Raw genomic sequence first — 25,302 nt, 5'->3', positions numbered from 1 at the left:
CCGTGTTAGAAGGGTCTGAGAGTCCATGACAACATATGTCGCCGTGGCACTGGTGACTGCGTTGCTCGGCTACATTTCGTCTCTTCGAACTCTCCGGCTTCTCTGGTGGATCGCGCCCGCGGCGGTTCTCGTGTTGTTCAGCGCGAACAGATACGGGATCGGGACCGATTTCTTCCTCTACCAGAACTACTTCGAGAGAGTTGGCACGTCGTCGCTCGGAGACACGCTGTCGCTCATCCCGCAGGAGCCCGGTTTCGTTCTCCTCACGTGGGCGACCCGCAGGTTGACTTCCGACCCCCATCTCTACTTTCTCGTGCTGGCGATTCTCACCGTCTTCCCGGTTCTCATCGCCATCCGCAAAGCCAGCCCGCTCCCAGTCTTCTCGCTCTTCCTTTACGTGGCCCTGGGGTTCTACCCTCGGTCTCTGAACACCGCCCGTCAGTCACTGGCCGCCTCAGTCTTGCTGCTCGCCGAGGCGTATCGCTATGAGCGGAAGTGGCTGTGGGCGACGCTTACCGTTGTGGCGCCCTTCATCCATGTCTCTGCGCTGATCGCGGTCGTCGGTCTGTTCGCTCTCAAGGGCGCAAGGGTGGGAACGCTCGCCTTCCCGATTGCTCTCGCCACCGCGCTTATCGCAGGCGCGACCCTCATCAGCTTTCCAGCTCTTCGGGACCTCATCGCCGGTCTGGGCCCAAGGTACGAAGCCTACTTGGGACTGACTGAAGGTGGCGAGATCGGGACCGCATTGCGGCTTGCCGCCGTCTCCTCACTCGTCTTCTTGTGCCTCTTCCTGGTGCGAACACGCACGGATAGGGTGCGCAACGATAGATACACGACCTTCTTCTCTGCATCCGCACTGCTCTTGGCCATCGGCCTGGTGAACGCGCAAGCCGTCCGCGTCGAGGAGTATTTCGGCATCTTCGGCATCATTGCCCTCCCATGCGCCGTGGAACAAGTGAAGAACCGAAACCTTCTCGTCGCGGCGATCAGCGCTGTTGCTCTCGCGTACCTCGCAATGTATGTCTCCGCCTACGGAGGCGTTGTCCCGTACGTGGCGCGCTGACACCGCATATACGATATGCACTCGTCGTGCGCGCTCTGGCGTGGGAGGTCGTTGCGCAACGCACCCCTCCCAACGGCCCGCATGAGAGTGACACACCAAGAAGCATCAGTGGGGCATTCGATTCTCGAAGCGACCAATCCAGCCCGCAACGTCGTAGTACTCGAGCAGCGCTCGAGTAGGGCGCACCATCGGCGTCTCGACAAATGAACGCAGAGCGGCCTCGTCATCCAGTCCGAAAACGAATACTCGCGTGGGATCGTAGAGTGGACTGTGTACGATGTCTAGCGAGTTTGTGAGCAGCTTCTTTCCGAGAAACAGAGCCTCAAGCGGCCGCAATGTCATGCCCGACTGACCTGCTTGGACAACGTCGACAATGACTCGTGCTCTCGCTGTATTTGTCAAGTGGGCTGAGTAGGACATGGGCGATCTGAAAGCCACGCCACTCGGGCTGACGCCTCGTGACTCATCCCCCGCGATCCAAAGCCGGTGTGTCAGCCCGGCCCTCGTGATTGCACCCGCCAGCTCATCGAGAATGGCCGCTCTTCCTTTGTCGGCGCCAAAGAAGAAGAAGTCAACATCCGACGTTGCGTCAATGTCGGAGAGCGACATGAATGAGTATGTTGTGTTATGTCCCATGCCATAGCGCGCGCAATCCTCACTGTCGAAGGACCAGAGTTCGATGCGTCGTTGACTGCGCGCCAGCGCCGGGTTGGAACCCGGAGACGCGTTGTTCCAGTACCACAGAATGACTCGCTTGCGGGGATAGCGACGGGCGATGTACTCGGCGACCGGCACCAACACGTCCGCCGCGTGGACGATGACCAAGTCGCGAGACTCGATGACCGGCTCCCAGTTCCCGAACCACACCCACTTTCCGGGCATCCAGGATCTCATATGGAGTCTGCGGATCCCCCGGCCGATGCGACTCTGAATGGGCCGAAGACTCTCGGCGACCCCGACTCCGCGCTTGGCGAGTTCCTCCCCATAGAACGGTCCACCTACGAAGAACCCGGACATCAGCACAGCAACGTGGCTCAGGGGTTCGTACGGTTCAGAGGATGAGCGTTCTTCCATATCCGTACTCTCCCAGTGCACTGTTCCGCGCGGGAATCGAATCTCGCCCGAGCATTGGCAGCCGAGCGACGCAGAGGCCAGAGGAGCGGATCGTCCAGAACCGAGGAGGCAACATCCACATGGGTGCGTCGACTCAATGACGCTCAAGTAGGTCGCTCAGACTCCGCTCAGGAGACCTAGCAACTCGATGACCCTCGGCCGGGTAACCGATCGCGATCAGTACGATCACATCCTCGGTCTCCGGTATGCGTCCGATCGCGCGCAACCGCCTCGTCTGGGAGTTCGGCTGCGACCAGTTGAGGAAGCAACTTCCCAACCCGAAGGCATGTAGGAGCCACACGAGCGACATCGCGAACAGACCACCGTCTACCCAACGCTGATTCCGCTCGCCTGCACCGACGAAGGCCGATCGGCGCTCCGTGACCACGATCAGCGCGGGGACTGTGTGACCAAAGCCCGCATTGCCGTTCTGAAGGGACAGGAGGCCGGCAATTGCTTCCGGATCATCATAGAAGTGTGCGCGATAGGACCGTCTGTTGCAGACCGAAGGCGTAGTCCCCGCCAAGCTGACTACATCGGCGATGACGCCTGCGTCGACACTACGGTGCATGTCGAAGTTGCGAACGCTGTGCCGATTTCGCACGAACTGCTCCACGGCGGAGGCCTCGAAGGCGGCGCCGTCCCACGCAGACCTCGGAGTCACAAGGTCGGAGATCTCGCCGCCTTCGTTGAAGGAAGCAACCGCCGCCATCGCCGACTCGGCGTGCGCGATGCTCTCATCCGTTCCATCGCGGCAGCGGGCTTGCTCAAGCAGTCGACGGAGCGTCTGACTACGAGTCAGCCCGAAGGGTCGACGCGGAGTCGGAAGACTCGCGCCCTTCTCGAGCCCGTGATAGGCGATTGTGAGGCGTGACACGAGTGCCTCTCGCTCGTCTCGTCGCACATCCCTGCCGGTCGAGCCGTAGTCCCAGGCGGTTGCAGCTGCGTATATCTGGTAGTCCCGAAAGAACTCACCCGCGATCGCCACTCGTCGATACGCCCGGACTACCCATCGTGGGGCGACTCGTCCGACACGCTCCTTCAGGCTCACCCGGCGCTCCGCCCTTACTCAAGCTCACAGCTTCCAGCTCCACTCTTTCTGGTGGATGCCCTGCGATTCCACTACCGGGGTATCAAACCACGTCTTCGCTCTTCTTCGCCATGTCGCGCTGGAAGAACTGCCCTGCGGTCGCGCATCGGATAGCAGGTGATGGCGAAGGGATCACGCACCCTTGCGATCCCGATTCTTCGGACAACGTTCTACACCGGGCGACAGGCAGGTGATCCACTACCGATGTGCGTGGCCCCACCGCCTCCATACAAGTGCACCCACCTGCACACCCACAACGGTCACCTCGGCGAGCGCAACAGCTGCCGAAGCACCAACGGCACCGAGAGTGGCCGCTCCCACGACCAGCGAGGGGAAACCGATCAGTGCCCCGGCGGCAGTGCTCAGGAAGATCGTGCGCTGAAGCCCGAGCGCTGCGAGAACTGTCCGGCCCAGTCCGGAGTTGACCGCGAGTGCGAAGAACGCCACGCCATACCCGATCATCACCTGTTGACTCACTGCAACTTCCTCGCCGAGGAGAGCTGCACTGAACCAAGGTCCAACCAGAACCAGCACCATGCCACCGGCAGCTCCAAGAACGCAGTGAAGCGCAACGGATATCCGTGCCCTGGAGACGAACTGCGCTCGGTTCTTCGGCTCTGACACCCACCCTTGCAGTGAGTTTCCCGCAACACCGATCATCTGGACGGAGATCTTGTATATCCGGTCGCCCGTCAAGAACTCAACTGCTGGGCGAGTGGGGACGATCGCTGATACGAGCGACACGGACGCACTTGTGTAGAGGCTTGCTGTGATTGTCGTCGCAGCGGAAAATGTGTTCGCACGCATGGCGGCCACCGTAGATGCAAGACTCGCACGGGTGGGCCTCGGCAACGGCACCTTCATCGAGCGCGAGTGAACCAAGTACGCGCTTGCAGTCGAGACTGTGGAGATGACCGGATACCACAGCACATCGCCTGTGACGATCACTATTGGAACACTGAGGATGTTCCCGACTAGTCGGGGCAGTGCTTCGTAGAGCAAGAGTTCGAGCGGGCGGCCGATACCAACCCAGTACCATCCTGGAGAGAATCCGCCGACTGCCATCGACAGCATCGCGGCCAACGTGACGACCGTGTATGGCGCGTCATGAGCAAGCAACACGGCTGAGGCACCCGCGAGAGGCAGTACGACCAGCGAGCTGAGCGTACGCTGATGGACACTCTGGATGAAGACAAGTCGCGCAACTCGCAAGCTCCGACCCGCGACGAGACGCGGACCGTGAAGAGTCCAGCCGAGTGCGATCGCGATAGCGGCCATGGCTCCGACTGACTGTCCGACGCCCACCGCCAGCCATCCGTCTGCCCCTCCGACTCGCGCGATCACCGGCAACAGGAGGAGTGTGGTGATTGCAGAGAGTGCCGGGACCAAGCCAAATCCGAACCCCCGGAGAAGCAGAGGTCTCACTTCACGCCGTCCGATGCGGCGTGAGGCATATGATGCGCGAATTGTCGTCAGTCGAAGAAGGCACATTTCACCTCCGACACGAACACTGACTGACCGGTACGCACCCACTCGCGGTAAGGCCCCTGAAGATCGACATGCGCTCGAGGTGCGCCGAAGACATCTTCGATGAGCGACAGCGTCGACTCGAGGAAGTCCGGCCGACGCGGATCGACTCGGTGCTGACTGGGGATGGGGGTGTCTTCCACGAATGCGCCCGCGCCTCGTTGCGCGACGATCGACACGGCGAAGCGCAATGCTGCTTCCCTGGGGAGGCGATCTCGCCCTGGCTGCTGACCGAGGTCGAGATACACAGCAGAACGTGCAAGCGCGTCACCCACCCCAGCAGGGCTCATCTTCTCGAGCGGGATCCACGTGATGGCCGGGGGCGACGCCTTCATTACGCGTGAGGTCAACGCATGCCCCTTCAGCGGATTGAAGGCGATCGTTGGACCGCGATCCTCGGGCGCGATCGGCGGGTCACTCCCGGTTCTTTCAGGGCGAATGTAGTCCGACACAAGGCGAGGAAGGACGTTGTGGGTCGCGAACAGATACGCCCAGGCATACTGCGATTGAGCTAAGTGGATGCTCGACTGGATGAGCCCACGTCGTGGCCTCGCCGATCGCATCCTCGCACTGAGTCGCGAAAGCCCATGTATGTCGAGATCGGAGCCGAAGCCTTGAGCAATGTCCCCCCGCTCGCGGGCAAATCGAAAAGCAAGTGACTTGTCGATGCTCAGCCACCAACAGATGCGAGTGGCATGCCGCACCCGAGCAAGCCTGTCGATCGCGATCTCTGGCACCACGACGGCGGAATCTGAGCGGTCTTCGTATGAAGGCACTTCGGGGGCGTCGTAGACCGCGTACTCGGCCACTCTGGGCCGATGCTCTGTTCCGACTGCAGGCACAAGAAACGCTTCCTGCCCTAGTTGACGCAACGCATCCACGAGCTGGTGGAGTGCCTCCGGCCCGCCCGTCTGCCTGCCTCGTGGATAGACGACGTAGACCGTTCGGTATCGAGTGTGTTCCATCACGTGTCTCAGCGGTGGGTCCCTCAAAGCGATCGGATCATCGTCTGTTTCGCACTTGGGCGGGCATTCTTCGTGGATGTTGTCTGCCGTCCCCGGGCGGGAACGATGCCGAGGACGTCAGTCGGGTTCTCAGAACTCTATCGCCCGCGGGGAGCAACACCACCTGGCGACTCCCCGATGCGCGGTGCTACTTCTTGCGCCAAGTACCCGACCGCACCGTTGCCACAAGCCCCAGCCCAACCACCGCACCCGCCACATTGGCGATCACATCCGCCAATGACGGGGTGCGGGCGGGGAGCAGCATCCACTGCCCCATTTCGATCGCAGCCGCTACGACGAGCGCGATGACCACCACGAGCCACCACCGCCCCCGCAGCACGAGCGCCAGCAGCACCCCCAGCGGCACGAACAGCAGCACGTTCGACGTGAACTCGATCACGTCGTAGGTGAGCCAGGGCACGGCGTCGGTGATCATGGCGAGGAAGGGCTTGGCGTCGCGGTCGACGGGAGTCGGCCAGAACGCGATGAAGGCGAGCACCACGGCGTAGACGACGAGCCAGGCGCGCGGGTCGCGGAGCAGACGCGCGATGGCGTTCGGACGGACGGTGTCCGTCGAATCGCCGGCGCTCCCGCGCATGGCCGCTCCCTTCTCGGGCGCCGCGGCGGTGCCGCGCTCAGAGCGCGAGTCTACCCGCGACGAGCCGTTCCGAGGGGTGCACGCCTCCCGCGGAATCCGTGGCTCCACCGCTTAGGGTGGGTCGCGTGACCCAATCCGCGACCACCCCGGCGATGCGCACGGCCGGGATCGTGTTCGCGTCGGCGCTCGGCGGGCTCCTGCTGCTCACCGTGGCGGCGGGCGTGTGGGTCGGCATCCGGGGCTTCCTCGCCTACGGTCACCTTCTCGACGCGCAGAGAGCCGCTGCGGCGATCCAGTCCCAGCTCGACGACCCCGCGGTCGCCTCGACGGCGATCGCCGACATCGCGGCCGAGACGAGTGCGGCGCGGTCGCTGACCTCCGACCCCGTGTGGCGGGTCGCCGAGGGCGCGCCGTGGATCGGCCCTCAGCTGGCTGCCGTGTCGACGGTCGCGGCATCCGTCGACGACGTCGCGGGAAGCGCGCTCACGCCCCTCGCGGAGGTCGCATCGACCTTCTCCCTCGACTCGCTTCGGCTTCAGGACGGTCGCATCGACCTGTCGAGCCTCTCCCAGATCCAGGATGCCGCGACCGCCGGCGCCGCCAGCATCGGCAGGGCTGCGGCATCCGTCGACTCCCTCGACCGTGCGCCCCTCGTCGCACCCGTGCGCACGGCGGTCGATGAGCTCGGCGCGCTCCTCGGCGACGCGCGCAATGCGACCGACGCGCTCGCGCGCGCGAGTGCCCTGATGCCTGCGATGCTCGGCGCCGACGGACCCCGCGACTATCTCCTCCTCTTCCAGAACAACGCCGAGTGGCGCTCGCTCGGGGGCATCCCGGGTGCGATGGCCGTCGTGCACACCGACGGCGGGGCGATATCGCTCGTGGCCCAGGACTCGACCTCCTCGTTCCCGCGCTACGCCGAGTCTGTGCTGCCGCTCGACCCCGAGGTGCAGGCGATCTACGGGCGCCGCCCCGCCCTGTTCATGCAGAACGTCACGCAGGTGCCGGACTTCGCGGTCTCGGCATCCCTCGCCCGCGAGATGTGGACGCGCGAGCACGGCACGCAGGTCGACGGAGTCATCGCGGTCGATCCCGTCACTTTGTCGTACATCCTCACCGCGACGGGACCCGTGACGCTCCCGACCGGTGACGTGCTGAGCGCCGACAACGCCGTCCCGCTGCTGCTCAACGACGTCTACAAGCGGTACGCCCGACCGGGCGATCAGGATGCTCTGTTCGCCGCGGCATCCGCCGCCGTCTTCGACGCGCTCGCGAGCGGGAGCGCAGACCCGGGGGCACTCGTCACGGCGCTCACGCGCGCAGGCGACGAGCGTCGGCTGCTCCTGTGGAGCGCCCACGACGACGACCAGGCGCTTCTGGCCGGGACGACTCTCGCGGGCGGCCTCCCCGTGACGGATGCCGAGGCCTCGACGTTCGGCGTCTACCTCAACGACGGCACCGGCTCGAAGATGGACTACTACCTCGCGGCCGACACGCAGGTGGGCTGGGAGTCCTGCCGGCTCGACGCGGGCGGCCGCGCGACCGGTGTCGCGACCCTGAGCGTCACCCTGACCAGCACGGCGCCGGCCGACGCCGCCGGGCTGCCTCCCTACATCACGGGCGGCGGGTCGTTCGGAGTCGAGCCCGGGAGCGCGCGCACCCTCGCCTACGTGTATCTGCCCGAGGGGTTCGAGCTCGTCGGCTCGTCCGTGACGGACGACCGCGGCTTCGGTGGAGGATTCCACGCGGGCCGGCAGGTGCTGAGCTTCACGGTCGACCTCGCCCCCGGCCAGTCCGCGCAGGCTGCCGTGACGGTGCGGACCCCAGGGCCCGTCGCGCCCAGGATCGTCGCGGAGACGACGCCCACCATCGGGTCGTCCGGAGTCTCCTCGGTTGCCGCCGTCTGCATCGGTGCCTAGACTCGCACCAGGGCGCCCTCGCCTCGCACGACGTCCGTCCCGGTCTGACTTCACGTCTAGGAGAGAGCCCGAGATGAAGCACCCGATCCGCACGGCCGTGGCCGCCGCAGTCATCGCGGCCGCCGGTGCGCTCTCGGTGCCCGCTGCGGCATCCGCCGCCGTGATCTACCCTCCGGCGGGCTCGTGCACCGTCGACGACGCGACCGTCGAGCCCGGAGCCGTCATCCGCTTCTCGTGCGCGGCCGAGACCTTCTCCGCCGACGAGCAGGTCACCGTCACCATCACGGGCGAGGACGGAGCGAGCTCGCGGATCGCGTTCTTCCACTTCGCCATCACGACGGCGAGCGGGATCGTCGAGTCCGGAGCCGACGGATCCCTCGGCCCGGTCTCGATCACGCTGCCGAGCAACGCGACCGGCACCTACAACATCGCGGCCGTCTCCGAGACGTCCGCGGGCGGCACCGCGACCGCGACCGTCCCGACGGCGGGAGGAGGCCTGTCGGCGACGGGCCTCGCACAGGAGCCGCTCATCGCAGTGCTCATCGGCGGCGGAGTCCTCGTCCTCGCCGGCGGTGCGCTCGCCGTCGCCGCAGCGATGCGCCGACGGCGCAACTCGGACAGCTGACGGTCTCGACCCGTCCTCACCGCGCCGAGCGGGTCGGCGTCGCGCTCCCCCGGTCGCGACGCGCCGGCTGAGTGGTGCCACGGCGGGCGGCGGGCGGCGATTCACGCGACGGCGAGCAGTGGCGAGCGCAGCGGTCGCAGTACCGCGAGAGCGAGCGCAGCGGCCGATGCATCGTGCCGCGCCGGGCGCGACGCCGAGCTCAACTGCTCAAGGCGCGCAAGACGGCGCCCGCGTCAGGCGACGCCGACCGCGGCATCCGACGACACTCTCGCCGTCACGAGGATCGGCAGGTGGTCGCTGAGGCCCTGCGGCAGCGTGCGGACACGCTCGATGTCGAAGCCGACCGACGTCGCGAAGTCGTAGTGTCCTCGGAAGAACCGGTACCGCGTGTACGTGCGCGAATCGCTCAGCGACAGCTCGTACCCCTGCTCGCGCACCTTCTGGCCGAGGTTCTCCTTGAAGACGGGGTAGTTGTAGTCGCCGACCATGAGGGTGGGCAGACCCTGTCCGAGCGCCTCGAGCTCGGCGAGCGCCGTGCGGATCTGATGCCGCCGCAGCGAGTTGAGCGCCGTCAGCGGCGCCGCGTGGAACGACCCGACGACGACGTCCCTGCCGCTGTCGATGTCGTGCAGCCGCACGCCCAGGAGCCGCTCCTCCGCGGGCTTGAGCACCATGTCGTGCAGAGACTTCTTGAGCGCGAGCGAGCGGATGCCGACCGGTCGGTACGTGTTCGCGCGATAGTAGACGGCCAGGCCCAGACGGTTGCGCTGCGTCGAGTCGGCCAGGCACAGCCCCGCGATCGACTCGGGGATGTCGGTCGTGTCGCACTCCTGCAGACACAGCACGTCGATGCCGTAGCGGTCGACGAGCCCCGCGAGCTCGCCTGCCGCGCGGTGCTTGCGCAGGTTGTAAGAAATGAGCCTCATGGCACTGCAAGCCTAGAACGCGCATGTTGCCGACAGGTTGCCGGAGGGGTGCTCCACAGCAACGTCGCAGGTGACTATTCGAGATCGCGGCGGGCGCGGGTCTGGTCGGCGCGTGCCGCGAGCAGGTCGTCGGCGGGGTAGCCGACCTCGGTGAGCGTGAGGCCCCGCGCCGCGAGCACCTTGACGTCGGGCACGCGCTCGAGCCCGTCGCGGATGGTCGCGGCGTCGTCGACGTCGAGGCGGCCTTCGCCCACGGCGACGCATGCCCCGACGAGGGCGCGCACCATGCTGTGGCAGAACGCGTCGGCCTTGACGTTCGCCACGAGGACGCCCTGGCCGTCTCGGTGCCAGTCGAACTCGAGCAGCGTCCGGATCGTCGTCGCCTCCTCGCGCGGCTTGCAGTATGCCGCGAAGTCGTGCAACCCCGTGAGGGAGCGGGCCGCGGCATCCATCTGGTTCGCGTCGAGGTCGGCGCGGACGGTGGTCGTGCGGTGCCGCTCGAGCGGATCGTAGCCCGTCGCGCGGTCGGCGATGCGGTACTCGTACCGGCGCCACACGGCCGAGAAGCGCGCGTCGAACCCCTCGGTGGCACGGGTCGTCGTGCGCACGGTGAGGTCGGCGTACGCGCCGAGCACGCCCCGCACGCGAGCCGCGAGACGGGCGACGGGATCGGATGCCGCGCCCGGACGCGCGTGCGATTCGAGCAGCCGCCGGGCCTGCGTCTCGTCCAGGTCGAGATGCGCGACCTGACCGGAGGCGTGCACTCCGGCATCCGTTCGTCCCGCGACGACGAGCCGAGCCTCGCCCCCGAGCACGCGCGCGAGGGCCTCCTCCAGCGTGCCCTGCACGGTGCGCAGCCCCGGCTGCCGCGCCCATCCGCGGAAGTGGGTGCCGTCGTAGGCGAGATCGAGCCGGATGCGCACCGACCCAGCCTATTGCCGCCACCCCGCCCACCGAGGGTCCGCCTCCCGTCCGCGAGCGTCCAAGACACCCGGCCGTCGCCGCGAGGGATCCGGGAGTCCTGGACACTCGACGCGGGCTGTGCCGGACCGGAAACCGAGGTCTGTGCCGGCCCGGGAGCCGAGGTCTGTGCCGGCCCGGGAACCGAGGCGGGAGCTCAGCCGAACGCCCGCCGCCCGGGCGCGAGCGTCTCGCCGACAGCGGCGAGCGCCGACCGCGCAAGCCGCACGCGGTTCTCGCTCTCGCGGACGACCTCGCGCGCGAGCACGGGATGCTGACGCACGATGTCGTCGAGCACCGCGACGGGCACATCGACGACTTCGAGCTCGGTGAGGGCGGTCGCGCGGGAGATCGTCGCCGTGCGGGTCAGCGCCGTGAGGCCGATCGCGTCGTCGGCACCGAGCTCGGTGATCTGCACGAACCCCGCGTCGGTCGGGACGCCGAGCATGACGCGCCCCGAGAGGATGAACCGCGTCGAGGTGGGCACGGCGCCCGGGCGCAGCACCACCTCGCCCTGGCAGTACCGCTCGAGCCGCGCCGACGAGGCGAGCGCCTCGGCGTCGCTGGGGTGCATGCTCAGGGCGGGCGCGATCTGGTGGAGCGCATCCTGCAGGCGGCCCGGCGTGTTCCAGTCGTCGGTCAGGTCGCCGTCGAGGTGAAGCTCCGCCCGGCGTGCCGCGTACCAGAGCCGCGTCGAGAAGGCGTCGAGCACGGCGGTCTGATCCCCCGGCGTCTGGAGCGGGATCGAGACGCGGTAGGTCGAACCGGTCAGCGTGGTCGCGGTGGCATCCCGGTCGGGCGACGTGAGCGGGATGTCGCGCGCGACGTCGACGAGCAGCGTCCGCACGCGCACCGGAGGGTCGTCGGTCGCGAAGAAGAACTCCACCTCGGCCGCGTACGGCTCGGGGCTGCGCGTGAGGTTGGTGAACGACCCGCCCGCGAGCTCCGCCGTCGGCATCACGACGATGCCGTTGCCCGTGTCGAGGTGGATCGCGCGCCAGTTCACCTCGACGATCTGCCCGCGCGTGCCGCCCGCCGTGCGGATCCAGTCCCCGAGCTCGAAGGGCGACTCGAAGATGAGGAACAGCCCCGACACGATCGACCCGACGGCGTTCTGCAGGGCCAGGCCCACGACGATCGACGTGACGCCCAGCGCGGCGAAGATGCCCGCGACATCCGCCTGCCACACCCACGCGAGCAGCATCGCGATGCCCACGATGATGAGCACGAAGCGGATGAGGTCGCTGAAGATCGTCGGGAAGCGGTCGCGCCACGACCCCTTCTCCGCCCGGTGGAAGACGAGATGGTTGATCGCGTTGATCGTGACGACGATGACGAGCAGGCCGAAGATCGTCCACACGACCTTCGGCCACGTGCCTTCGTCGTCCCACGCACCCGGCTGGCTGATGAGCACGAGGACGCCGGCGACCGGCACGAGATAGTTCCGCACCATCTGCACGATCGGAGCGGCACGGCTCCCCCGCCGCACGAGCGTGTTCGACAGCTCCGTGAGGCCGATCAGCGCGAGGGGCAGTCCCACCGAGACGATGACGGCGGGCCAGAACCACGGCTGCGAGACGATGTCGGCCACGCGTCAGGCCTCCGCGACGGGGATCTGCACGGGCGCCGCGACGCGCCACACCCGCTGCGTGCCGTTCTGGGTCGACACCTCGCCCGCCGGCGTGATCGGAACGGTGTCGGGGATGCGGTCCGCTACCCGCTGCGTCACGTAGATGCCCGGCTCGGCGGAGTCGCCCTGCACGCGGAACGCGAGGTTCACGGCATCCCCCCACATGTCGTACACGACCCGCGCGCGGCCGATGAGCCCGCTCGTCACCTTGCCGGAGTCCAGGCCCGCGCGCAGGCCCAGCTCGACGCCCTGCTGCGCCGAGTAGCGCTGCAGGATGGTGTCGAGTTCGAGGGCGAACTCGACCGCGCGCCGCGCATTGTCGACACGCGGCGTCCCCAGCCCGCAGCTGGCGAGATAGCTCTGGCGCGTCGTGCGCACGCGCTCGACGCCGTGCTTCTCGGCCGCTTCGTCGAACGTGCGGATGAGGTCGTTGAGCTTGGCGACGGCCTCCTCGGAGGAGAGCGTCAGGGCGAGCTCCTCGAAGCCGACGATGTCCGCGAAGACGACCGTCACGTCGTCGCTGTCCTGCGTGATGGCCTCGTCGCCGTGCTTGTAGCGATCCGCGATCCCCTCCGGCATGAAGGAGAGGATGAGCTGCTCGTTGGCGCGTTCGTGCTCCTCGATGAGGTGGGACTTGACCTCGAGGCTGCGCGACATGTCGTTGAACGCCGTCGCGACATCCGCCAGCTCGTCGCTCGAGCCCGCGTCGACCTGCACGCCCTCCTCGCCGGCGGCGATGCGCCGGGCCGCGGTCTTGAGGCGTCGGAGCGGTCGCACGAAGATCTGGGCCAGCACGAGCGAGAGCAGGCACACGAAGATGATCATCCCGGCCGTCGAGAGGATGAGGTTGCGGGTGAAGTCCTCGACCGGGATGAGCGCCTCGGCCGACGTCTCCTGCGCGATGATCGCCCAGTTCAGGCCGTCCACGCCGAGCGGCGCGAACGCCGTGAGGCTCTCGCGGCCGAGGTAGTCGCGCGAGAGCTGTGTGCTGCTCTCGCCCGCGAAGGCGCGTGCGACCGGCTCGCCCGAGACGGTCTGCAACAGGAGCGTGTCGCCGTTGCGCACGCTCAACGCTGCGGCCGCAGGCGACAGCCCCGCCGCGACGGCGGAGGCCTCGTACGTCGCGGGGTCGTCGCTGAGCTCGCGCGAGATCGAGCGCATCGTCTCGTCCTGGCCCACGAGATACGTCTCGCCCGTCTCGCCGAGGCCGTTGAGCTCCCACTCCCCGCCGACCGTCATGACCTCGTTGATGCGGTCGATGGGCAGCTCGATCGCGAGGGCGCCGATGATGCGCCCGTCCGCCTCGATGGGGGTGACGGCCCACCCCGCGGGCGTGCCGAGGCTCGGGCTGTACGCCGCGAAGTCCTCGAGCACGACCTCGCCCACGATGTTGCGGCTCATCGCCTCGCGGTAGCCGTCGGCGAGGTTCGAGAGCCGGTACGGCCCGTCGAGCAGGTTCGTCCCGAGGTCGATCCCCTTGTAGGCCGTGTAGACGACGTCGCCCGACGTGTCGATCATGAGCACGTCTTCGAAGTCCTGCAGCTCGGTCATGGCCCGGAAGAAGTCGTGGTACTTCGCGTGCGCCGCCGTCCACGCGCTGCCGTCCCCCGCGTCGTCGGTGCGGATCGCCTCCTCCCACGTCGCGTAGGGGACGACGTAGTGAGCCTGCAGGTAGCGGGCCGCCGCGTCCCGGGGCTCGAAGGTCGAGCCGTCGACGGTCTCCCCCGTCGCCTGCGACAGCCGCGTCGCGAACGAGTCGCGATAGTAGGCGTCCAGGCGAGCGGATGCCGCGGCATCCAGAGGCTGGTCCTCGAGTGCGGCGAAGCCCTCCGTGAACGCGACGGCGGCCTGGCGGCTCGTCTCGTTCATCGCACCGAGGCGCACGGCATTCTCGATCGTCGCGAACATCTGCGCGACCTCTCTGCTGCGGTTCTCGCGGATCTCGACGAGCCGGTCGAACGCGATCGCACGCAGCGCCTGCGTGCCGTTCAGATAGCCGATGACGCCCACGACGATGCTCGAGAGCACGCTCACCGACAGGAGCATGATGAGCAGGATCGAGTAGACGGACAGTCCCGCTCGACGGCGCGATCGAGGCTTGCCGACCCACGCGGGTGGCGACGCAGCCGCGATCGACTCCGACATCCGACCGACTCCCCTTGTCGTCTGCGACGAGGAACCCCAGATACCCGCGGGAAAGCCGCGGGATCGGCCCAGGATAGCGCTGCTGCGCGTGTGCCGGTAGTGGCCGGTGTGACGCGTGAGACGGATGTGGCGCCGGGAATGCGCGAGACCCGCGGCCCTCTCGGGCGCGCGGGTCTCGTCGTGCAGATGGTGGAACCGGATGCCGGCCCCGGCCGATTACTCGGACTTCTCCTCGGCGGGGGTCTCCTCGGGGATCTCCTCGACGACGGCGTCCTCGGCGGCGGCCTCTGCAGCGGCGCCCTCCTCGGGCGACTCGGCGCCGGCCTCGGCGGCGGGCGTCTCCTCGACGACCTCGGCGGCCTCCTCGGCGGGAGCCTCCTCGACGGGAGCCTCCTCGGCCTTCGGCGCGGCCTTGGCAGCGGTCTTCGCCGGCGCGGCCTTCTTCTGGACGGGCTCGAGCACGAGCTCGATCACGGCCATGGGAGCGTTGTCGCCCTTGCGGTTGCCGATCTTCGTGATGCGCGTGTAGCCGCCCTCACGGTCGGCGACCAGCGGCGCGATCTCGGTGAAGAGGACGTGCACGACCTCCTTGTCGCCGATGACCGACAGCACGCGACGGCGCGCGTGCAGGTCGCCGCGCTTCGCGAACGTGATGAGACGCTCGGCGAGCGGACGCAGGCGCTTGGCCTTGGTCTCGGTCGTCGTGATCGACTTGTGCGTGAACAGCGCAGCGGCGAGGTTCGCAAGCAGCAGGCGCTCGTGGGCGGGGCCGCCTCCGAGGCGGGGACCCTTCGTGGGCTTGGGCATTCTGTGTTACTCCAGGGTGGGAAAAGTCGGTTCTGACCGTTCGGGCGCCGCGCGCGGCATCCGAGTCGGATCAGACGGTCTCGTCGTCGTAGCCGCCGTAGAAGTGCGCGCCGTCGAACCCGGGGACCGAGTCCTTGAGCGACAGGCCGAGCGAGGTGAGCTTGTCGCGCACCTCGTCGACCGACTTCTGGCCGAAGTTGCGGATGTTCATGAGCTGCGTCTCCGAGAGGGCGACGAGCTCCGAGACCGTGTTGATGCCCTCGCGCTTGAGGCAGTTGTACGAACGGACCGACAGGTCGAGGTCTTCGATCGGCATCGACAGCTCGTTCGAGAGGACCGTCTCGACCGGCGCGGGGCCGATCTCGATGCCCTCGGCCTCGACGTTGAGCTCGCGGGCCAGTCCGAACAGCTCCGTCAGCGTGCGGCCGGCCGAGGCGACGGCGTCGCGCGGCGCGATCGAGGGCTTCGACTCGACGTCCAGGACGAGCTTGTCGAAGTCCGTGCGCTCACCTGCGCGCGTCGCGTCGACGCGGTAGCTGACCTTGAGGACGGGCGAGTAGATCGAGTCGATCGGGATCTGACCGGCCTCGGCGTACTCGTTGCGGTTCTGCGTCGCCGAGACGTAGCCGCGGCCGCGCTCGATCGTGAGCTCGAGCTCGAACTTGGCGGTGTCGTTGAGGGTCGCGATGACGAGCTCGGGGTTGTGCACCTCGACGCCCGCGGGAGCCGAGATGTCGGCCGCCGTGACCTCGCCGGCGCCCGTCTTGCGCAGGTACGCCGTGATGGGCTCGTCGCGCTCGCTCGAGACGACGAGCTGCTTGATGTTGAGGATGATCTCGGTGACATCCTCCTTGACACCCGGGATGGTGCTGAACTCGTGCAGGACGCCGTCGATGCGGATGCTCGTGACGGCCGCGCCGGGGATCGAGGACAGGAGGCTGCGACGCAGCGCGTTGCCGATCGTGTAGCCGAAGCCGGGCTCGAGCGGCTCGATGACGAAGCGGCTGCGGAACTCCCCGATCTTCTCCTCGGTCAGAGTGGGACGCTGTGCGATGAGCACTATGTGTTCCTTTCGATCACGTGCCCGCTATATGACACGTGCGGTGGGTGAGGTGTTGAGTTTTTCTCGCGGATGCCTCGGCACTGCGTCGGCAGTGGGACGCGGCATCCTGAACGTGCGGTAGCCGGGGTGCCACGGGGGCACCCCGGCTCCGAGAGATCAGACGCGGCGGCGCTTGGGCGGACGGCAGCCGTTGTGTGCCTGCGGCGTCACGTCCTGGATGGAACCCACCTCGAGGCCCGCTGCCTGCAGCGAGCGGATCGCGGTCTCGCGGCCCGAGCCCGGGCCCTTCACGAAGACGTCGACCTTCTTGACGCCGTGCTCCTGCGCCTGGCGGGCAGCGGACTCCGCGGCCATGCCGGCGGCGTACGGCGTCGACTTGCGCGAGCCCTTGAAGCCCACGCCACCCGACGACGCCCAGCTGATGACGGCGCCGGACGGGTCGGTGATCGAGACGATCGTGTTGTTGAACGTCGACTTGATGTGGGCCTGGCCCAGCGCGATGTTCTTCTTCTCCTTGCGGCGCGGCTTGCGCGCAGCGGACTTGGCCTGTGCCATTTTGTGCTCTCTCCTAAACCTTCGGGCCCGCGATTACTTGCGGCCGGCCTTCTTCTTGCCGGCGACGGTGCGCTTCGGGCCCTTGCGGGTGCGCGCGTTCGTCTTCGTGCGCTGACCGCGCACGGGAAGGCCGCGGCGGTGGCGGAGGCCCTCGTAGGAGCCGATCTCGACCTTGCGGCGGATGTCGGCGGCCACTTCGCGGCGGAGATCGCCCTCGACCTTGTAGTTGGCCTCGATGTAGTCGCGGAGCGCGACGAGCTGGTCGTCGGTCAGATCCTTGACGCGGACGCTCTCATCGATCTCGGTCGTCTTGAGGATCTCGATGGAGCGGGTACGGCCGATGCCGTAGATGTAGGTAAGTGCGATCACCACGCGCTTGTCGCGCGGAATGTCGACGCCGGCGAGACGTGCCATGCGGCTCTCCTAGGAGTTGATGGAGGTGTGGAGCAGGATCGGTGCCCGGGCCTCCGCCCCGAGGTGTCCCCTCCGGAGAGGTTCTGATCCTGCCTGTATGCGTATTGAGTTATGTGATCCGGGATGCCGCGGGAGCGACATCCCGGCAAGCGGTGTCGTCAGCCCTGGCGCTGCTTGTGACGCGGGTTCGACTTGCAGATGACCATGACGCGACCGTGGCGACGGATGACCTTGCAGTGGTCGCAGATGGGCTTGACGGAGGGGTTGACCTTCATGATTTTCCTGTTCGCTGTCTTCGCCGTGCGGGCACGCGAATGCCCCGGGGCGTTACTTCTCGACCGGTCTAGCGGTAGCGGTAGACGATGCGCCCGCGAGTGAGGTCGTAGGGCGAGAGCTCCACGACGACTCGGTCCTCCGGGATGATGCGGATGTAGTTCTGCCGCATCTTGCCTGAGATCGTGGCGAGCACCTTGTGTCCGTTGGTGAGCTCGACGCGGAACATCGCGTTGGGCAGCGCTTCGGATACCGTGCCTTCGATCTCGATGACACCGTCTTTCTTTGCCATAGCCTCGCTGACGCTTCTGCAGACCGGCCGGTCTGCGGTGGATGGGATTCGGTGCCTTGACACGCCAATGAAGGCGCAACGCACCAAAGATCAAGCATACGTGATAGTGGATGCCTCGGCAAACCGGCTCCGCCGGCCCGTCCGCGGCGGCTCCGCCGGCACGGCCGCGGCGGCCCCGCCGGCACGGCCGCAGCGTCCCCGAGGCCCGCTGCGCATCCGACCTCGTGCCCTTCCCCCTTTCGCCGAGTCCATCCCCTTCTGCCGAATCCACCCTCCCTCGCCGTCGGAACGGCATGGACTCGCCAAACATGGGTGGACTCGGTGGCGCGGGTCGGGGCAGGGCGACAGGGCGGCGCGGGGATCAGCGGGCTCGGATGTGGAAAGCCGCCAGCCTCGCACCGAGGGTGTCGGCGGTCTCGATATGCTCGCGACCCCACCGTGCGAAGCGCCGGCCGGTCGTGCCGCGGATCCAGTCCTCCCGGCTCTTCTCCGCAAGCAGGACGTCCTCGAGCGACGCGTCTTCCCGGAGATTCGGATCGCGGTACTTTCCCTGACCGTCGTACTCACCCCACGCATCGACGTCGTCGAGACCGAAGTCGATCTCGTAGTGTCCTCCGCTCGGCGAGGGCACGGGCACCTGGAGCCTCGGGCCGGCGAACCCGAGCTCCCACAGCAGCAGGCGGCTTCCGCTCTCGCCGGGTGACTCCGCGCGACCGTCCGCGAACTCGAGGACCCAGCGTGCCTGCCGGACGCCGCGAGCCCCGCGCTGCAGACGGGCGGCGACCTCCTCTCGGAATGCCGCATCCTTCGCCTCGTCGTATCCACGGGTCTCGGCATCCATCGCGACGCGCCGCAACGCGGCATCCGCCAGCGCCACGGATGTCATCCGCGAGGCGCCGCGGATCGTGTCCGCGACGGTTCTCGCGAGCGAGGTGCAGCGGATCCCGTCGATCTCGACGATGTCGGTCTCTGCAACAGTGATGCGGTGATGGGCGACGAGCGGCTCGGCCCTCTTGACACGACCGTCGACGTGCGTACCGCTCAGGTGGACCCGCTTCGGCGCGAGGCGGAACAGCGGCAGCTCGTGCACCACAGCAGCCGAGGCGTGCGAAGCGATCACATCGCCGCCGCGCTGCCTCTCGTCGGCGGCGACGACGCGAAGGAGGTGTCGACCCTCGGCGTAGGCGGAGTTCCAGTCGGACTGGTCGACGTAGCACGCGTAGTCGACCCTGCGGAGCCGACGCTCACGGACCGCGGACTCGATCGCGCGATCGGTCAGTCCCCGCACCGAGAGCTCGGCGCGGGTGAGGAGCACTCGGCGGGCGTCTGGGATGCGCATCGCCACACCCTCGCACCGCACATCTCGCGCGCCCTCCGTACCGCCTCGGCCCGTGGACGCCCCCACGCCCCCGCTCCTCTGTGGAGGAGCAAGCGTCCCTCCGAGAGCCCGTCCGACTGCGCCGAGTCCACCCTCCCCCGCCGAGCGACTTCGCCGAGTCCACCCTCGCCCGCCGAGCGACCGCGCCGAGTCCATCCCCGCCCGTCGAGCGACCGCGCCGAGTCCATCCCCGCCCGCCGAGTCCACCTCGCTCCCCCGCGAGAACGACATGGACTCGGCGCAAAAGCATGGAATCGGCGACGCCGGCGGGCCGAAGAGACCCCGCGAGAACGACATGGACTCGGCGCAAAAGCATGGAATCGGCGACGCCGGCGGGCCGAAGAGACCCCGGGAGAACGACATGGACATCGGCGCAGGAGCATGGAATCGGCGACGACGGTGGGCCGGGGACACGCCCGCGACAAGGAGCGCCGCGAGAAAGGAGCGCCGCGAGAAAGGAGCTCCGCGAGAAAGGAGCCCCGCGAGAAGGGGCGCCGCGAGAGGGGGCGCCGCAGCGCGGGGCTACTTCAGGTTCGCGACGAGGTCGGCCTGCGGATCTCCCGTGAGGCGCACGAACTCGCCGTTCAGAAGCACGGTCGGAGTTCCGATGCCCTGCGCACCGGGAGCGACAGGAGTCTTCTCGGTCATGGCCGTGACGTACTTCATGTATCGACCGTCGTTGACGCAGCCGTCGATCCCCGTGACGCCTGCGCCCGTCGCGATGCCGATGATCTGGTCGTCGGTCAGGCCCCGCGTGCCCTCCTCGGGCTGGTTGGCGTACATGCCCTCGAGGAACGGCAGCACTCCGTCGGCATCCTCCACGGCGACGCAGTACATGGCGCTCGCGGCGCGCGTCGAGAACTGCGTGCCCTGCGAACGGCTGTCGAGGATCGAGATCGGGTGGATGTTGAGAGTGGCCGAGCCGTCGTCGACGAGGCCCTGGATCGTCTCGCCGTACAGCTGCTCGAACTGGTTGCAGATGGGGCACATGAAGTCGATGAACGTCGTGATGTCGTTCTCACCGGAGCCGACCGCGATGGCGCCCGTCTCGACGTCGATGTTGGACGCCTCCGGCTTCACGTCCGGCAGCTCGGTCGAGCGGTTCATCCACACGACGAGCCCCGCCACGATCGCGAGCGCGACGACGACGCCGACGCTCACCCAGATCGCGAACCAGTTCGTCTTGCGCACGGTCGACGCCATGTCTTCTCCCCTGTCTGTCTGCGGGCTGTCGCGCTAGGCGATCGGATGAGGCGTCACGCCGAACGGTGCAAGGCCGACCGCCCCGCCGTCGGGTGCCGTGAGCACCCAGATTCCGTCATCATGCACGGCCACGCTGTGCTCCCAGTGTGAGCCCGCCGTGCCGTCGAGCGTCGAGACGGTCCAGCCGTCGTCCTCGACATACGTCGCCTGGTCGCCGATGACGACCATCGGCTCGATCGCGATCGCGAGGCCCGGACGGATCTCGGGCCCCGGGTCGGCGACGCGATAGTTGAACACCGACGGCGACTCGTGCATCTTGCGTCCGATGCCGTGCCCGACATAGTCGCGCAGGATGCCGTAGCCGTGCCCAGAGGCGTCGACGTGGTCCTCGATGGCTGAGCCGATCTCGCCGAGGTTCTTCGCGGAGGCGAGCGCGGCGATGCCGGCCCACATCGAGCCCTCCGTGACGCGTGACAGCTCTTCGCGCTCCGCGACGAGCTCCGCGCGAGACGGATCGGGCACGACGACCGTGAACGCCGAGTCGCCGTTCCAGCCCTTGAGCTCGGCTCCCGCGTCGATCGAGACGATGTCACCGGGCTCGAGCACGCGATCGCCCGGGATGCCGTGCACGACCTCTTCGTTGACCGAGACGCAGATCGTGTGCCGGTAGCCCCGCACGAGCTGGAAGTTCGAGATCGCCCCGCGGTCGCGGATCGCTGCGGAGGCCGCGGCATCCAGTTCGAGCGTCGTCACACCCGGCGCGATGAGCGCCCGCACGGCGTCGAGCGCCGCCGCGGTGATGAGACCGGGCTCGACCATCGCCCGCAGCTGTGCGGGCGACTTGTACAAGGAGCGGCGCAGGGCCACGTCAGACAGCGGCTGCGCGGCTCAGCCCGCGCGCCTCGAGCGCGCCCACGATGCGCTCGGTGATCTCGTCGAGCGAGCCGACGCCGTCGATCTCGTCGACGATCCCGCGCTCGCGGAAGACGTCCAGGATCGGCGCCGTCTCGCGCTCGTAGATCGCGAGACGGTTGGCGATGACCTCTTCCGTGTCGTCGGTGCGACCCTGCTCGAACGCGCGGCGAGTCAGGCGGTGGACGCTCTCGGCGCGCGGCACGTCCAGGACGATGACGGCGTCGAGCTGCTCGCCGCGCTCTGCGAGGAACGCGTCGAGGTCGCCCACCTGGCCGAGGTTGCGCGGGTATCCGTCGAGCAGGAACCCCTCCGCGGCATCCGCCTGCGCGAGACGGTCGCGCACGACCTCGCTCGTGAGCGAGTCGGGAACGAGGTCGCCGGCTTCGATGATGGCCTTGACGCGCTGCCCGAGCGGCGTGCCCGCCGCGACGTTGGCGCGGAACACGTCGCCCGTCGAGACGACCGGGATGCCGAACTCCTCGGCGATGCGCACGCCCTGCGTGCCTTTGCCCGAGCCCTGCGGCCCGACGATGAGAAGACGGGTCATCGGAGAAGTCCTTCGTAGTGGCGCTGCTGCAGCTGCGCGTCGATCTGCTTGACGGTCTCGAGTCCGACTCCCACGATGATGAGGATCGAGGCGCCGCCGAACGGGAAGTTCTGGTTCGCGCCGACCGTCGCGAGGGCGACGAGCGGCAGCAGCGCGATGAGACCGAGGTAGATCGATCCGGGGAGCGTGATGCGGGTCAGGACGTAGTCGAGGTACTCGGCCGTCGGACGACCCGCACGGATGCCGGGGATGAACCCGCCGTACTTCTTCATGTTGTCGGCGACCTCGACCGGGTTGAACGTGATCGCGACGTAGAAGTATGTGAAGCCGACGATGAGCAGGAAGTACAGGAGCATGTAGAGCGGGTGATCGCCCTTCGTCAGGTACGCCTGGATCCACGCGACCCATCCGGGGACGTTGCCGTCGGCATCCGGAGTCTGGTTGAACTGCGCGATGAGCGCAGGGATGTACAGCAGCGACGACGCGAAGATGACGGGCACGACGCCGGCCATGTTCACCTTGATCGGGATGTACGTGTTGGTGCCGCCGTACGTGCGCCGGCCCACCATGCGCTTCGCGTACTGCACCGGGATGCGGCGCTGCGACTGCTCGACGAACACGACGAGGGCCACGACCACGACGCCCACCGCGAGGACGATGAGGAACGTCTCGAAGCTGTTGGACTGCCAGATCGCCCACATCGAGGCGGGGAAGGCCGCCGCGATCGACGTGAAGATGAGCAGCGACATGCCGTTGCCGATGCCGCGCTCGGTGACGAGCTCGGCGAACCACATGATCAGGCCCGTGCCGGCGGTCATCGTGATGATCATGAGCAGCTGCGCCCACCACACGTCGTTGGTCAGCACCTGCTCGCACTCGGGGACGCCCGTCGTGCCGAAGAGCTGGCCGCTGCGGGCCACCGTCACGAGGGTCGTCGACTGCAGGAGCGCGAGGGCGATCGTGAGGTAGCGGGTGTACTGCGTGAGCCGCGCCTGGCCCGCCTGGCCCTCCTTGTAGAGGGTCTCGAAGTGCGGGATGACGACGCGCAGCAGCTGCACGATGATCGTCGCGGTGATGTACGGCATGACGCCGAGCGCGAAGATCGACAGCTGCAGCAGAGCGCCGCCCGAGAACAGGTTGACCAGCGACAGCAGACCGTCGGTGCCGGAGTTGCTCGAGAGGCACTCCTGCACGTTGGGGAAGTCGACGAAGGGGGCCGGCACGTGCGCGCCGAACCGGTAGAGCACGATGATGCCCAGAGTGAATGCGATCTTCCGACGAAGGTCGGGTGTACGGAAGACCCGCGCGATGGCGCTGAACAAGTGGATGCCTCCAGGAAGGGGGGTTCCGGTGCACTCAAGGTGCCCGGACAACCAGGGTAACCCAGTGCCTCCCCGGCTGACGCCGCCGAGGGATGGTGCCGGAACGGCATCGGGGCCGGAGGATGACCTCCGACCCCGACGCGTTTGCTACTTGACGGTACCGCCCGCAGCGACGATCTTCTGCTCGGCGGAACCCGAGACCTTATCGACCGACACGTTGAGCTTGACCGCGATGTCTCCGGTGCCGAGCACCTTGACCTTCTCGTTCTTGCGAACCGCACCCTTGGCGACGAGGTCGCCCACGGTGACGTCGCCGCCGCTCGGGTAGAGCTCGGCGAGCTTCTCGAGGTTGACCACCTGGTACTCGACGCGGAACGGGTTCTTGAACCCGCGCAGCTTCGGAGTGCGCATGTGGAGCGGCATCTGGCCGCCCTCGAAGCCGACCTTCACCTGGTAGCGGGCCTTCGTGCCCTTGGTGCCGCGGCCGGCGGTCTTGCCCTTCGAGCCCTCACCGCGACCGACACGGGTCTTGGCGGTGTTGGCACCGGGGACCGGGCGCAGGTGGTGGACCTTGAGCACACCCGGACGCGAAGCCGGGGCATCCGCGGTCTTGGCGGGTGCCTTCTTCGCAGGCGCCTTCTTGGCAGCCTTCTTGGGCTCTGCCGCCTCGATGACGGCGTCCTTCTTCTCGGCCTTCTCAGCCATCAGTCGATCTCCTCAACCTTCACGAGGTGCGCGACGGTCTTGACGTAGCCGCGCGTCTGCGCGTCGTCGGGACGGACGACGGAGTCGCCGATCCGCTTGAGACCGAGCGAACGCAGCGTGTCGCGCTGGTTCTGCTTCTCACTCACCTTGGACTTGATCTGGGTCACCTTGAGACGCGAGGCCATCAGGCACCTACCTTCGCAGCAGCCGCGGCCTCTGCCTCGGCACGGACGAGACGGGCGGGAGCGACCTGGTCGAAGTCGAGACCGCGACGCGCGGCGACCGCACGAGGCTCCTCGAGCTGCTTGAGCGCTTCGACCGTCGCGTGCACGATGTTGATCGTGTTCGACGAGCCGAGCGACTTCGACAGGACGTCGTGGATGCCGGCGCACTCGAGCACGGCACGCACGGGACCGCCCGCGATGACACCGGTACCGGCGGCGGCGGGACGCAGCAGGACGACGCCCGCGGCGGCCTCACCCTGCACGGGGTGCGGGATGGTCGAGCCGACGCGCGGCACGCGGAAGAAGTTGCGCTTGGCCTCTTCGACGCCCTTCGAGATCGCCAGGGGGACCTCGCGCGCCTTGCCGTAGCCCACGCCCACGACGCCGTTGCCGTCGCCCACGACGACGAGCGCCGTGAAGCTGAAGCGGCGACCGCCCTTGACGACCTTCGACACGCGGTTGATCGTCACGACGCGCTCGAGGAACTGGCTCTTGTCGGCGTCGCGCGAACCGCGGTCGCGGTTGGGGTTGCGCTCGCGACCGCCGCGACGCGGCTCGCGCTCGCGCTCGGCGGGCGCCTCGGCGGCTGCAGGAGCCTGCTCGGTCACTTCGTTCTCCACCTTCTGGTTGTTCACTGCATCGCTCACAGGTTCAGACCTCCCTCGCGGGCGCCGTCGGCGATCGCCGCGACACGGCCCGCGTAGCGGTTGCCACCGCGGTCGAACACGGCGTCGGAAACGCCGGCGGCCTTGGCGCGCGACGCGACGAGCTCGCCGACCTTGCGGGCCTTGGCGGTCTTGTCACCGTCGAACGCACGAAGGTCTGCCTCGAGCGTCGATGCCGAAGCCACGGTGTGGCCCTGGCTGTCGTCGACGAGCTGCACGAATACGTGACGCGACGAGCGGGTCACGACCAGGCGCGGACGCTCCGGGGTGCCGATGACCTTCTTGCGAAGGCGGGCGTGACGACGCGCACGCGCGTCGGACTTCGACTTCACAGCCATG

Annotated in this window: 27 protein-coding genes; 3 read left to right on the top strand and 24 right to left on the bottom strand. The window is 67.7% G+C overall.

What is annotated here, in order from left to right:
* Positions 1-25 precede the first annotated feature (25 nt).
* The gene (locus tag FHS08_RS10000; protein WP_167038546.1) at positions 26-1,063 is read left to right on the top strand and encodes an EpsG family protein; all 1,038 of its coding nucleotides are present in this window, start codon (positions 26-28) and stop codon (positions 1,061-1,063) included.
* Between the two features lie 105 nt (positions 1,064-1,168).
* Here FHS08_RS10000 and FHS08_RS09995 read toward each other — a convergent pair whose 3' ends face one another.
* From FHS08_RS09995 to FHS08_RS09975, 5 genes are all read right to left on the bottom strand, one after another.
* The gene (locus tag FHS08_RS09995) at positions 1,169-1,888 is read right to left on the bottom strand and encodes a WaaS/CpsH family glycosyltransferase (protein ID WP_167038544.1); all 720 of its coding nucleotides are present in this window, start codon (positions 1,886-1,888) and stop codon (positions 1,169-1,171) included.
* Between the two features lie 382 nt (positions 1,889-2,270).
* Positions 2,271-3,164, bottom strand: coding sequence for a nitroreductase family protein (locus FHS08_RS17290; protein ID WP_167038542.1), 894 nt, complete (start codon positions 3,162-3,164; stop codon positions 2,271-2,273).
* A 300-nt stretch (positions 3,165-3,464) separates the two neighbouring features.
* Entirely contained in the window at positions 3,465-4,349 is an 885-nt protein-coding gene (locus tag FHS08_RS09985; protein ID WP_167038540.1) for a hypothetical protein, read from the bottom strand.
* Positions 4,350-4,738: 389 nt separating this feature from the next.
* Positions 4,739-5,602 (bottom strand): hypothetical protein, encoded by an 864-nt coding sequence (locus FHS08_RS09980; protein ID WP_167038538.1) that lies wholly within the window; start codon positions 5,600-5,602, stop codon positions 4,739-4,741.
* 343 nt (positions 5,603-5,945) lie between these two features.
* Entirely contained in the window at positions 5,946-6,395 is a 450-nt protein-coding gene (locus FHS08_RS09975; protein WP_167038536.1) for a VanZ family protein, read from the bottom strand.
* 125 nt (positions 6,396-6,520) lie between these two features.
* On the opposite strand from FHS08_RS09975, the gene FHS08_RS09970 reads away from it, so the two are divergent.
* Both FHS08_RS09970 and FHS08_RS09965 read left to right on the top strand, forming a co-directional pair.
* Complete coding sequence (locus FHS08_RS09970; RefSeq protein ID WP_341800380.1) at positions 6,521-8,314, top strand: DUF4012 domain-containing protein; 1,794 nt, start codon at positions 6,521-6,523, stop codon at positions 8,312-8,314.
* 73 nt (positions 8,315-8,387) lie between these two features.
* Positions 8,388-8,939 (top strand): cell wall protein, encoded by a 552-nt coding sequence (locus FHS08_RS09965; RefSeq protein WP_167038534.1) that lies wholly within the window; start codon positions 8,388-8,390, stop codon positions 8,937-8,939.
* A 233-nt stretch (positions 8,940-9,172) separates the two neighbouring features.
* Here FHS08_RS09965 and FHS08_RS09960 read toward each other — a convergent pair whose 3' ends face one another.
* The 19 genes from FHS08_RS09960 to rplR all read right to left on the bottom strand — a co-directional run bounded on the left by FHS08_RS09960 (position 9,173) and on the right by rplR (position 25,301).
* A complete protein-coding gene (locus tag FHS08_RS09960) occupies positions 9,173-9,865 on the bottom strand; it encodes an endonuclease/exonuclease/phosphatase family protein (RefSeq protein ID WP_167038532.1) in 693 nt (230 codons plus the stop codon).
* Between the two features lie 74 nt (positions 9,866-9,939).
* Complete coding sequence (gene truA, locus FHS08_RS09955) at positions 9,940-10,788, bottom strand: tRNA pseudouridine(38-40) synthase TruA (protein ID WP_167038530.1); 849 nt, start codon at positions 10,786-10,788, stop codon at positions 9,940-9,942.
* Between the two features lie 194 nt (positions 10,789-10,982).
* Positions 10,983-12,416 (bottom strand): mechanosensitive ion channel domain-containing protein, encoded by a 1,434-nt coding sequence (locus FHS08_RS09950; protein ID WP_167038528.1) that lies wholly within the window; start codon positions 12,414-12,416, stop codon positions 10,983-10,985.
* Positions 12,417-12,419: 3 nt separating this feature from the next.
* Positions 12,420-14,600, bottom strand: a complete 2,181-nt coding sequence (locus FHS08_RS09945; protein WP_167038526.1) for an adenylate/guanylate cyclase domain-containing protein — start codon at positions 14,598-14,600, stop codon at positions 12,420-12,422.
* A gap of 216 nt (positions 14,601-14,816) precedes the next feature.
* Positions 14,817-15,407 carry a 50S ribosomal protein L17 gene (gene rplQ, locus FHS08_RS09940; protein WP_167038524.1) on the bottom strand — a complete coding sequence of 197 codons (591 nt, stop codon included), beginning with the start codon at positions 15,405-15,407 and terminating at the stop codon, positions 14,817-14,819.
* A 70-nt stretch (positions 15,408-15,477) separates the two neighbouring features.
* Positions 15,478-16,467 carry a DNA-directed RNA polymerase subunit alpha gene (locus tag FHS08_RS09935; protein WP_167038522.1) on the bottom strand — a complete coding sequence of 330 codons (990 nt, stop codon included), beginning with the start codon at positions 16,465-16,467 and terminating at the stop codon, positions 15,478-15,480.
* Positions 16,468-16,626: 159 nt separating this feature from the next.
* Positions 16,627-17,025, bottom strand: coding sequence for a 30S ribosomal protein S11 (gene rpsK, locus FHS08_RS09930; protein ID WP_167038520.1), 399 nt, complete (start codon positions 17,023-17,025; stop codon positions 16,627-16,629).
* A gap of 33 nt (positions 17,026-17,058) precedes the next feature.
* Positions 17,059-17,439, bottom strand: a complete 381-nt coding sequence (gene rpsM, locus FHS08_RS09925; protein WP_167038518.1) for a 30S ribosomal protein S13 — start codon at positions 17,437-17,439, stop codon at positions 17,059-17,061.
* A gap of 158 nt (positions 17,440-17,597) precedes the next feature.
* The gene (gene rpmJ, locus FHS08_RS09920) at positions 17,598-17,714 is read right to left on the bottom strand and encodes a 50S ribosomal protein L36 (RefSeq protein ID WP_005050492.1); all 117 of its coding nucleotides are present in this window, start codon (positions 17,712-17,714) and stop codon (positions 17,598-17,600) included.
* Between the two features lie 68 nt (positions 17,715-17,782).
* A complete protein-coding gene (gene infA / locus FHS08_RS09915) occupies positions 17,783-18,004 on the bottom strand; it encodes a translation initiation factor IF-1 (protein ID WP_013583992.1) in 222 nt (73 codons plus the stop codon).
* A gap of 361 nt (positions 18,005-18,365) precedes the next feature.
* Positions 18,366-19,343, bottom strand: coding sequence for a hypothetical protein (locus tag FHS08_RS09910; protein ID WP_167038516.1), 978 nt, complete (start codon positions 19,341-19,343; stop codon positions 18,366-18,368).
* 561 nt (positions 19,344-19,904) lie between these two features.
* On the bottom strand, positions 19,905-20,585 hold the full coding sequence (locus FHS08_RS09905) for a DsbA family protein (protein ID WP_167038514.1): 681 nt from the start codon (positions 20,583-20,585) through the stop codon (positions 19,905-19,907).
* A 33-nt stretch (positions 20,586-20,618) separates the two neighbouring features.
* Complete coding sequence (map, locus tag FHS08_RS09900) at positions 20,619-21,452, bottom strand: type I methionyl aminopeptidase (protein WP_167038512.1); 834 nt, start codon at positions 21,450-21,452, stop codon at positions 20,619-20,621.
* Between the two features lies 1 nt (position 21,453).
* On the bottom strand, positions 21,454-22,047 hold the full coding sequence (locus FHS08_RS09895) for an adenylate kinase (protein ID WP_167038510.1): 594 nt from the start codon (positions 22,045-22,047) through the stop codon (positions 21,454-21,456).
* Positions 22,044-23,369: a preprotein translocase subunit SecY gene (gene secY / locus FHS08_RS09890; protein WP_167038508.1), complete on the bottom strand. Its 1,326-nt coding sequence runs from the start codon at positions 23,367-23,369 to the stop codon at positions 22,044-22,046. The genes FHS08_RS09895 and secY overlap by 4 nt, the downstream gene beginning before the upstream one ends.
* A gap of 147 nt (positions 23,370-23,516) precedes the next feature.
* Complete coding sequence (rplO, locus tag FHS08_RS09885) at positions 23,517-24,074, bottom strand: 50S ribosomal protein L15 (protein ID WP_167038506.1); 558 nt, start codon at positions 24,072-24,074, stop codon at positions 23,517-23,519.
* Positions 24,074-24,259, bottom strand: coding sequence for a 50S ribosomal protein L30 (rpmD, locus tag FHS08_RS09880; RefSeq protein WP_167038504.1), 186 nt, complete (start codon positions 24,257-24,259; stop codon positions 24,074-24,076). The genes rplO and rpmD overlap by 1 nt, the downstream gene beginning before the upstream one ends.
* Positions 24,259-24,945 carry a 30S ribosomal protein S5 gene (rpsE, locus tag FHS08_RS09875; protein WP_167038502.1) on the bottom strand — a complete coding sequence of 229 codons (687 nt, stop codon included), beginning with the start codon at positions 24,943-24,945 and terminating at the stop codon, positions 24,259-24,261. Before rpsE ends, rpmD begins: the two co-directional genes overlap by 1 nt.
* Positions 24,942-25,301 (bottom strand): 50S ribosomal protein L18, encoded by a 360-nt coding sequence (gene rplR, locus FHS08_RS09870; RefSeq protein ID WP_167038500.1) that lies wholly within the window; start codon positions 25,299-25,301, stop codon positions 24,942-24,944. Before rplR ends, rpsE begins: the two co-directional genes overlap by 4 nt.
* Position 25,302: the final 1 nt, after the last annotated feature.

It is taken from the genome of Microbacterium ulmi (genome assembly GCF_011759705.1).
Lineage (GTDB): Bacteria > Actinomycetota > Actinomycetes > Actinomycetales > Microbacteriaceae > Microbacterium > Microbacterium ulmi.
This window is presented reverse-complemented; position numbering and strand designations above follow the sequence as displayed.

Coding starts and splice junctions, on each gene's coding strand:
- FHS08_RS10000 (WP_167038546.1), top strand. CDS start 26: ATGACAACATATGTCGCCGTGGCACTGGTGACTGCGTTGCTCGGCTAC.
- FHS08_RS09905 (WP_167038514.1), bottom strand. CDS start 20,585: ATGGCGTCGACCGTGCGCAAGACGAACTGGTTCGCGATCTGGGTGAGC.
- rpsK (WP_167038520.1), bottom strand. CDS start 17,025: ATGGCACAGGCCAAGTCCGCTGCGCGCAAGCCGCGCCGCAAGGAGAAG.
- rplQ (WP_167038524.1), bottom strand. CDS start 15,407: ATGCCCAAGCCCACGAAGGGTCCCCGCCTCGGAGGCGGCCCCGCCCAC.
- rpsM (WP_167038518.1), bottom strand. CDS start 17,439: ATGGCACGTCTCGCCGGCGTCGACATTCCGCGCGACAAGCGCGTGGTG.
- FHS08_RS09895 (WP_167038510.1), bottom strand. CDS start 22,047: ATGACCCGTCTTCTCATCGTCGGGCCGCAGGGCTCGGGCAAAGGCACG.
- FHS08_RS09910 (WP_167038516.1), bottom strand. CDS start 19,343: ATGCGCATCCCAGACGCCCGCCGAGTGCTCCTCACCCGCGCCGAGCTC.
- infA (WP_013583992.1), bottom strand. CDS start 18,004: ATGGCAAAGAAAGACGGTGTCATCGAGATCGAAGGCACGGTATCCGAA.
- rpmJ (WP_005050492.1), bottom strand. CDS start 17,714: ATGAAGGTCAACCCCTCCGTCAAGCCCATCTGCGACCACTGCAAGGTC.
- FHS08_RS09975 (WP_167038536.1), bottom strand. CDS start 6,395: ATGCGCGGGAGCGCCGGCGATTCGACGGACACCGTCCGTCCGAACGCC.
- rplR (WP_167038500.1), bottom strand. CDS start 25,301: ATGGCTGTGAAGTCGAAGTCCGACGCGCGTGCGCGTCGTCACGCCCGC.
- rpmD (WP_167038504.1), bottom strand. CDS start 24,259: ATGGCCTCGCGTCTCAAGGTGACCCAGATCAAGTCCAAGGTGAGTGAG.
- rplO (WP_167038506.1), bottom strand. CDS start 24,074: ATGGCTGAGAAGGCCGAGAAGAAGGACGCCGTCATCGAGGCGGCAGAG.
- FHS08_RS09960 (WP_167038532.1), bottom strand. CDS start 9,865: ATGAGGCTCATTTCTTACAACCTGCGCAAGCACCGCGCGGCAGGCGAG.
- FHS08_RS09965 (WP_167038534.1), top strand. CDS start 8,388: ATGAAGCACCCGATCCGCACGGCCGTGGCCGCCGCAGTCATCGCGGCC.
- FHS08_RS09945 (WP_167038526.1), bottom strand. CDS start 14,600: ATGTCGGAGTCGATCGCGGCTGCGTCGCCACCCGCGTGGGTCGGCAAG.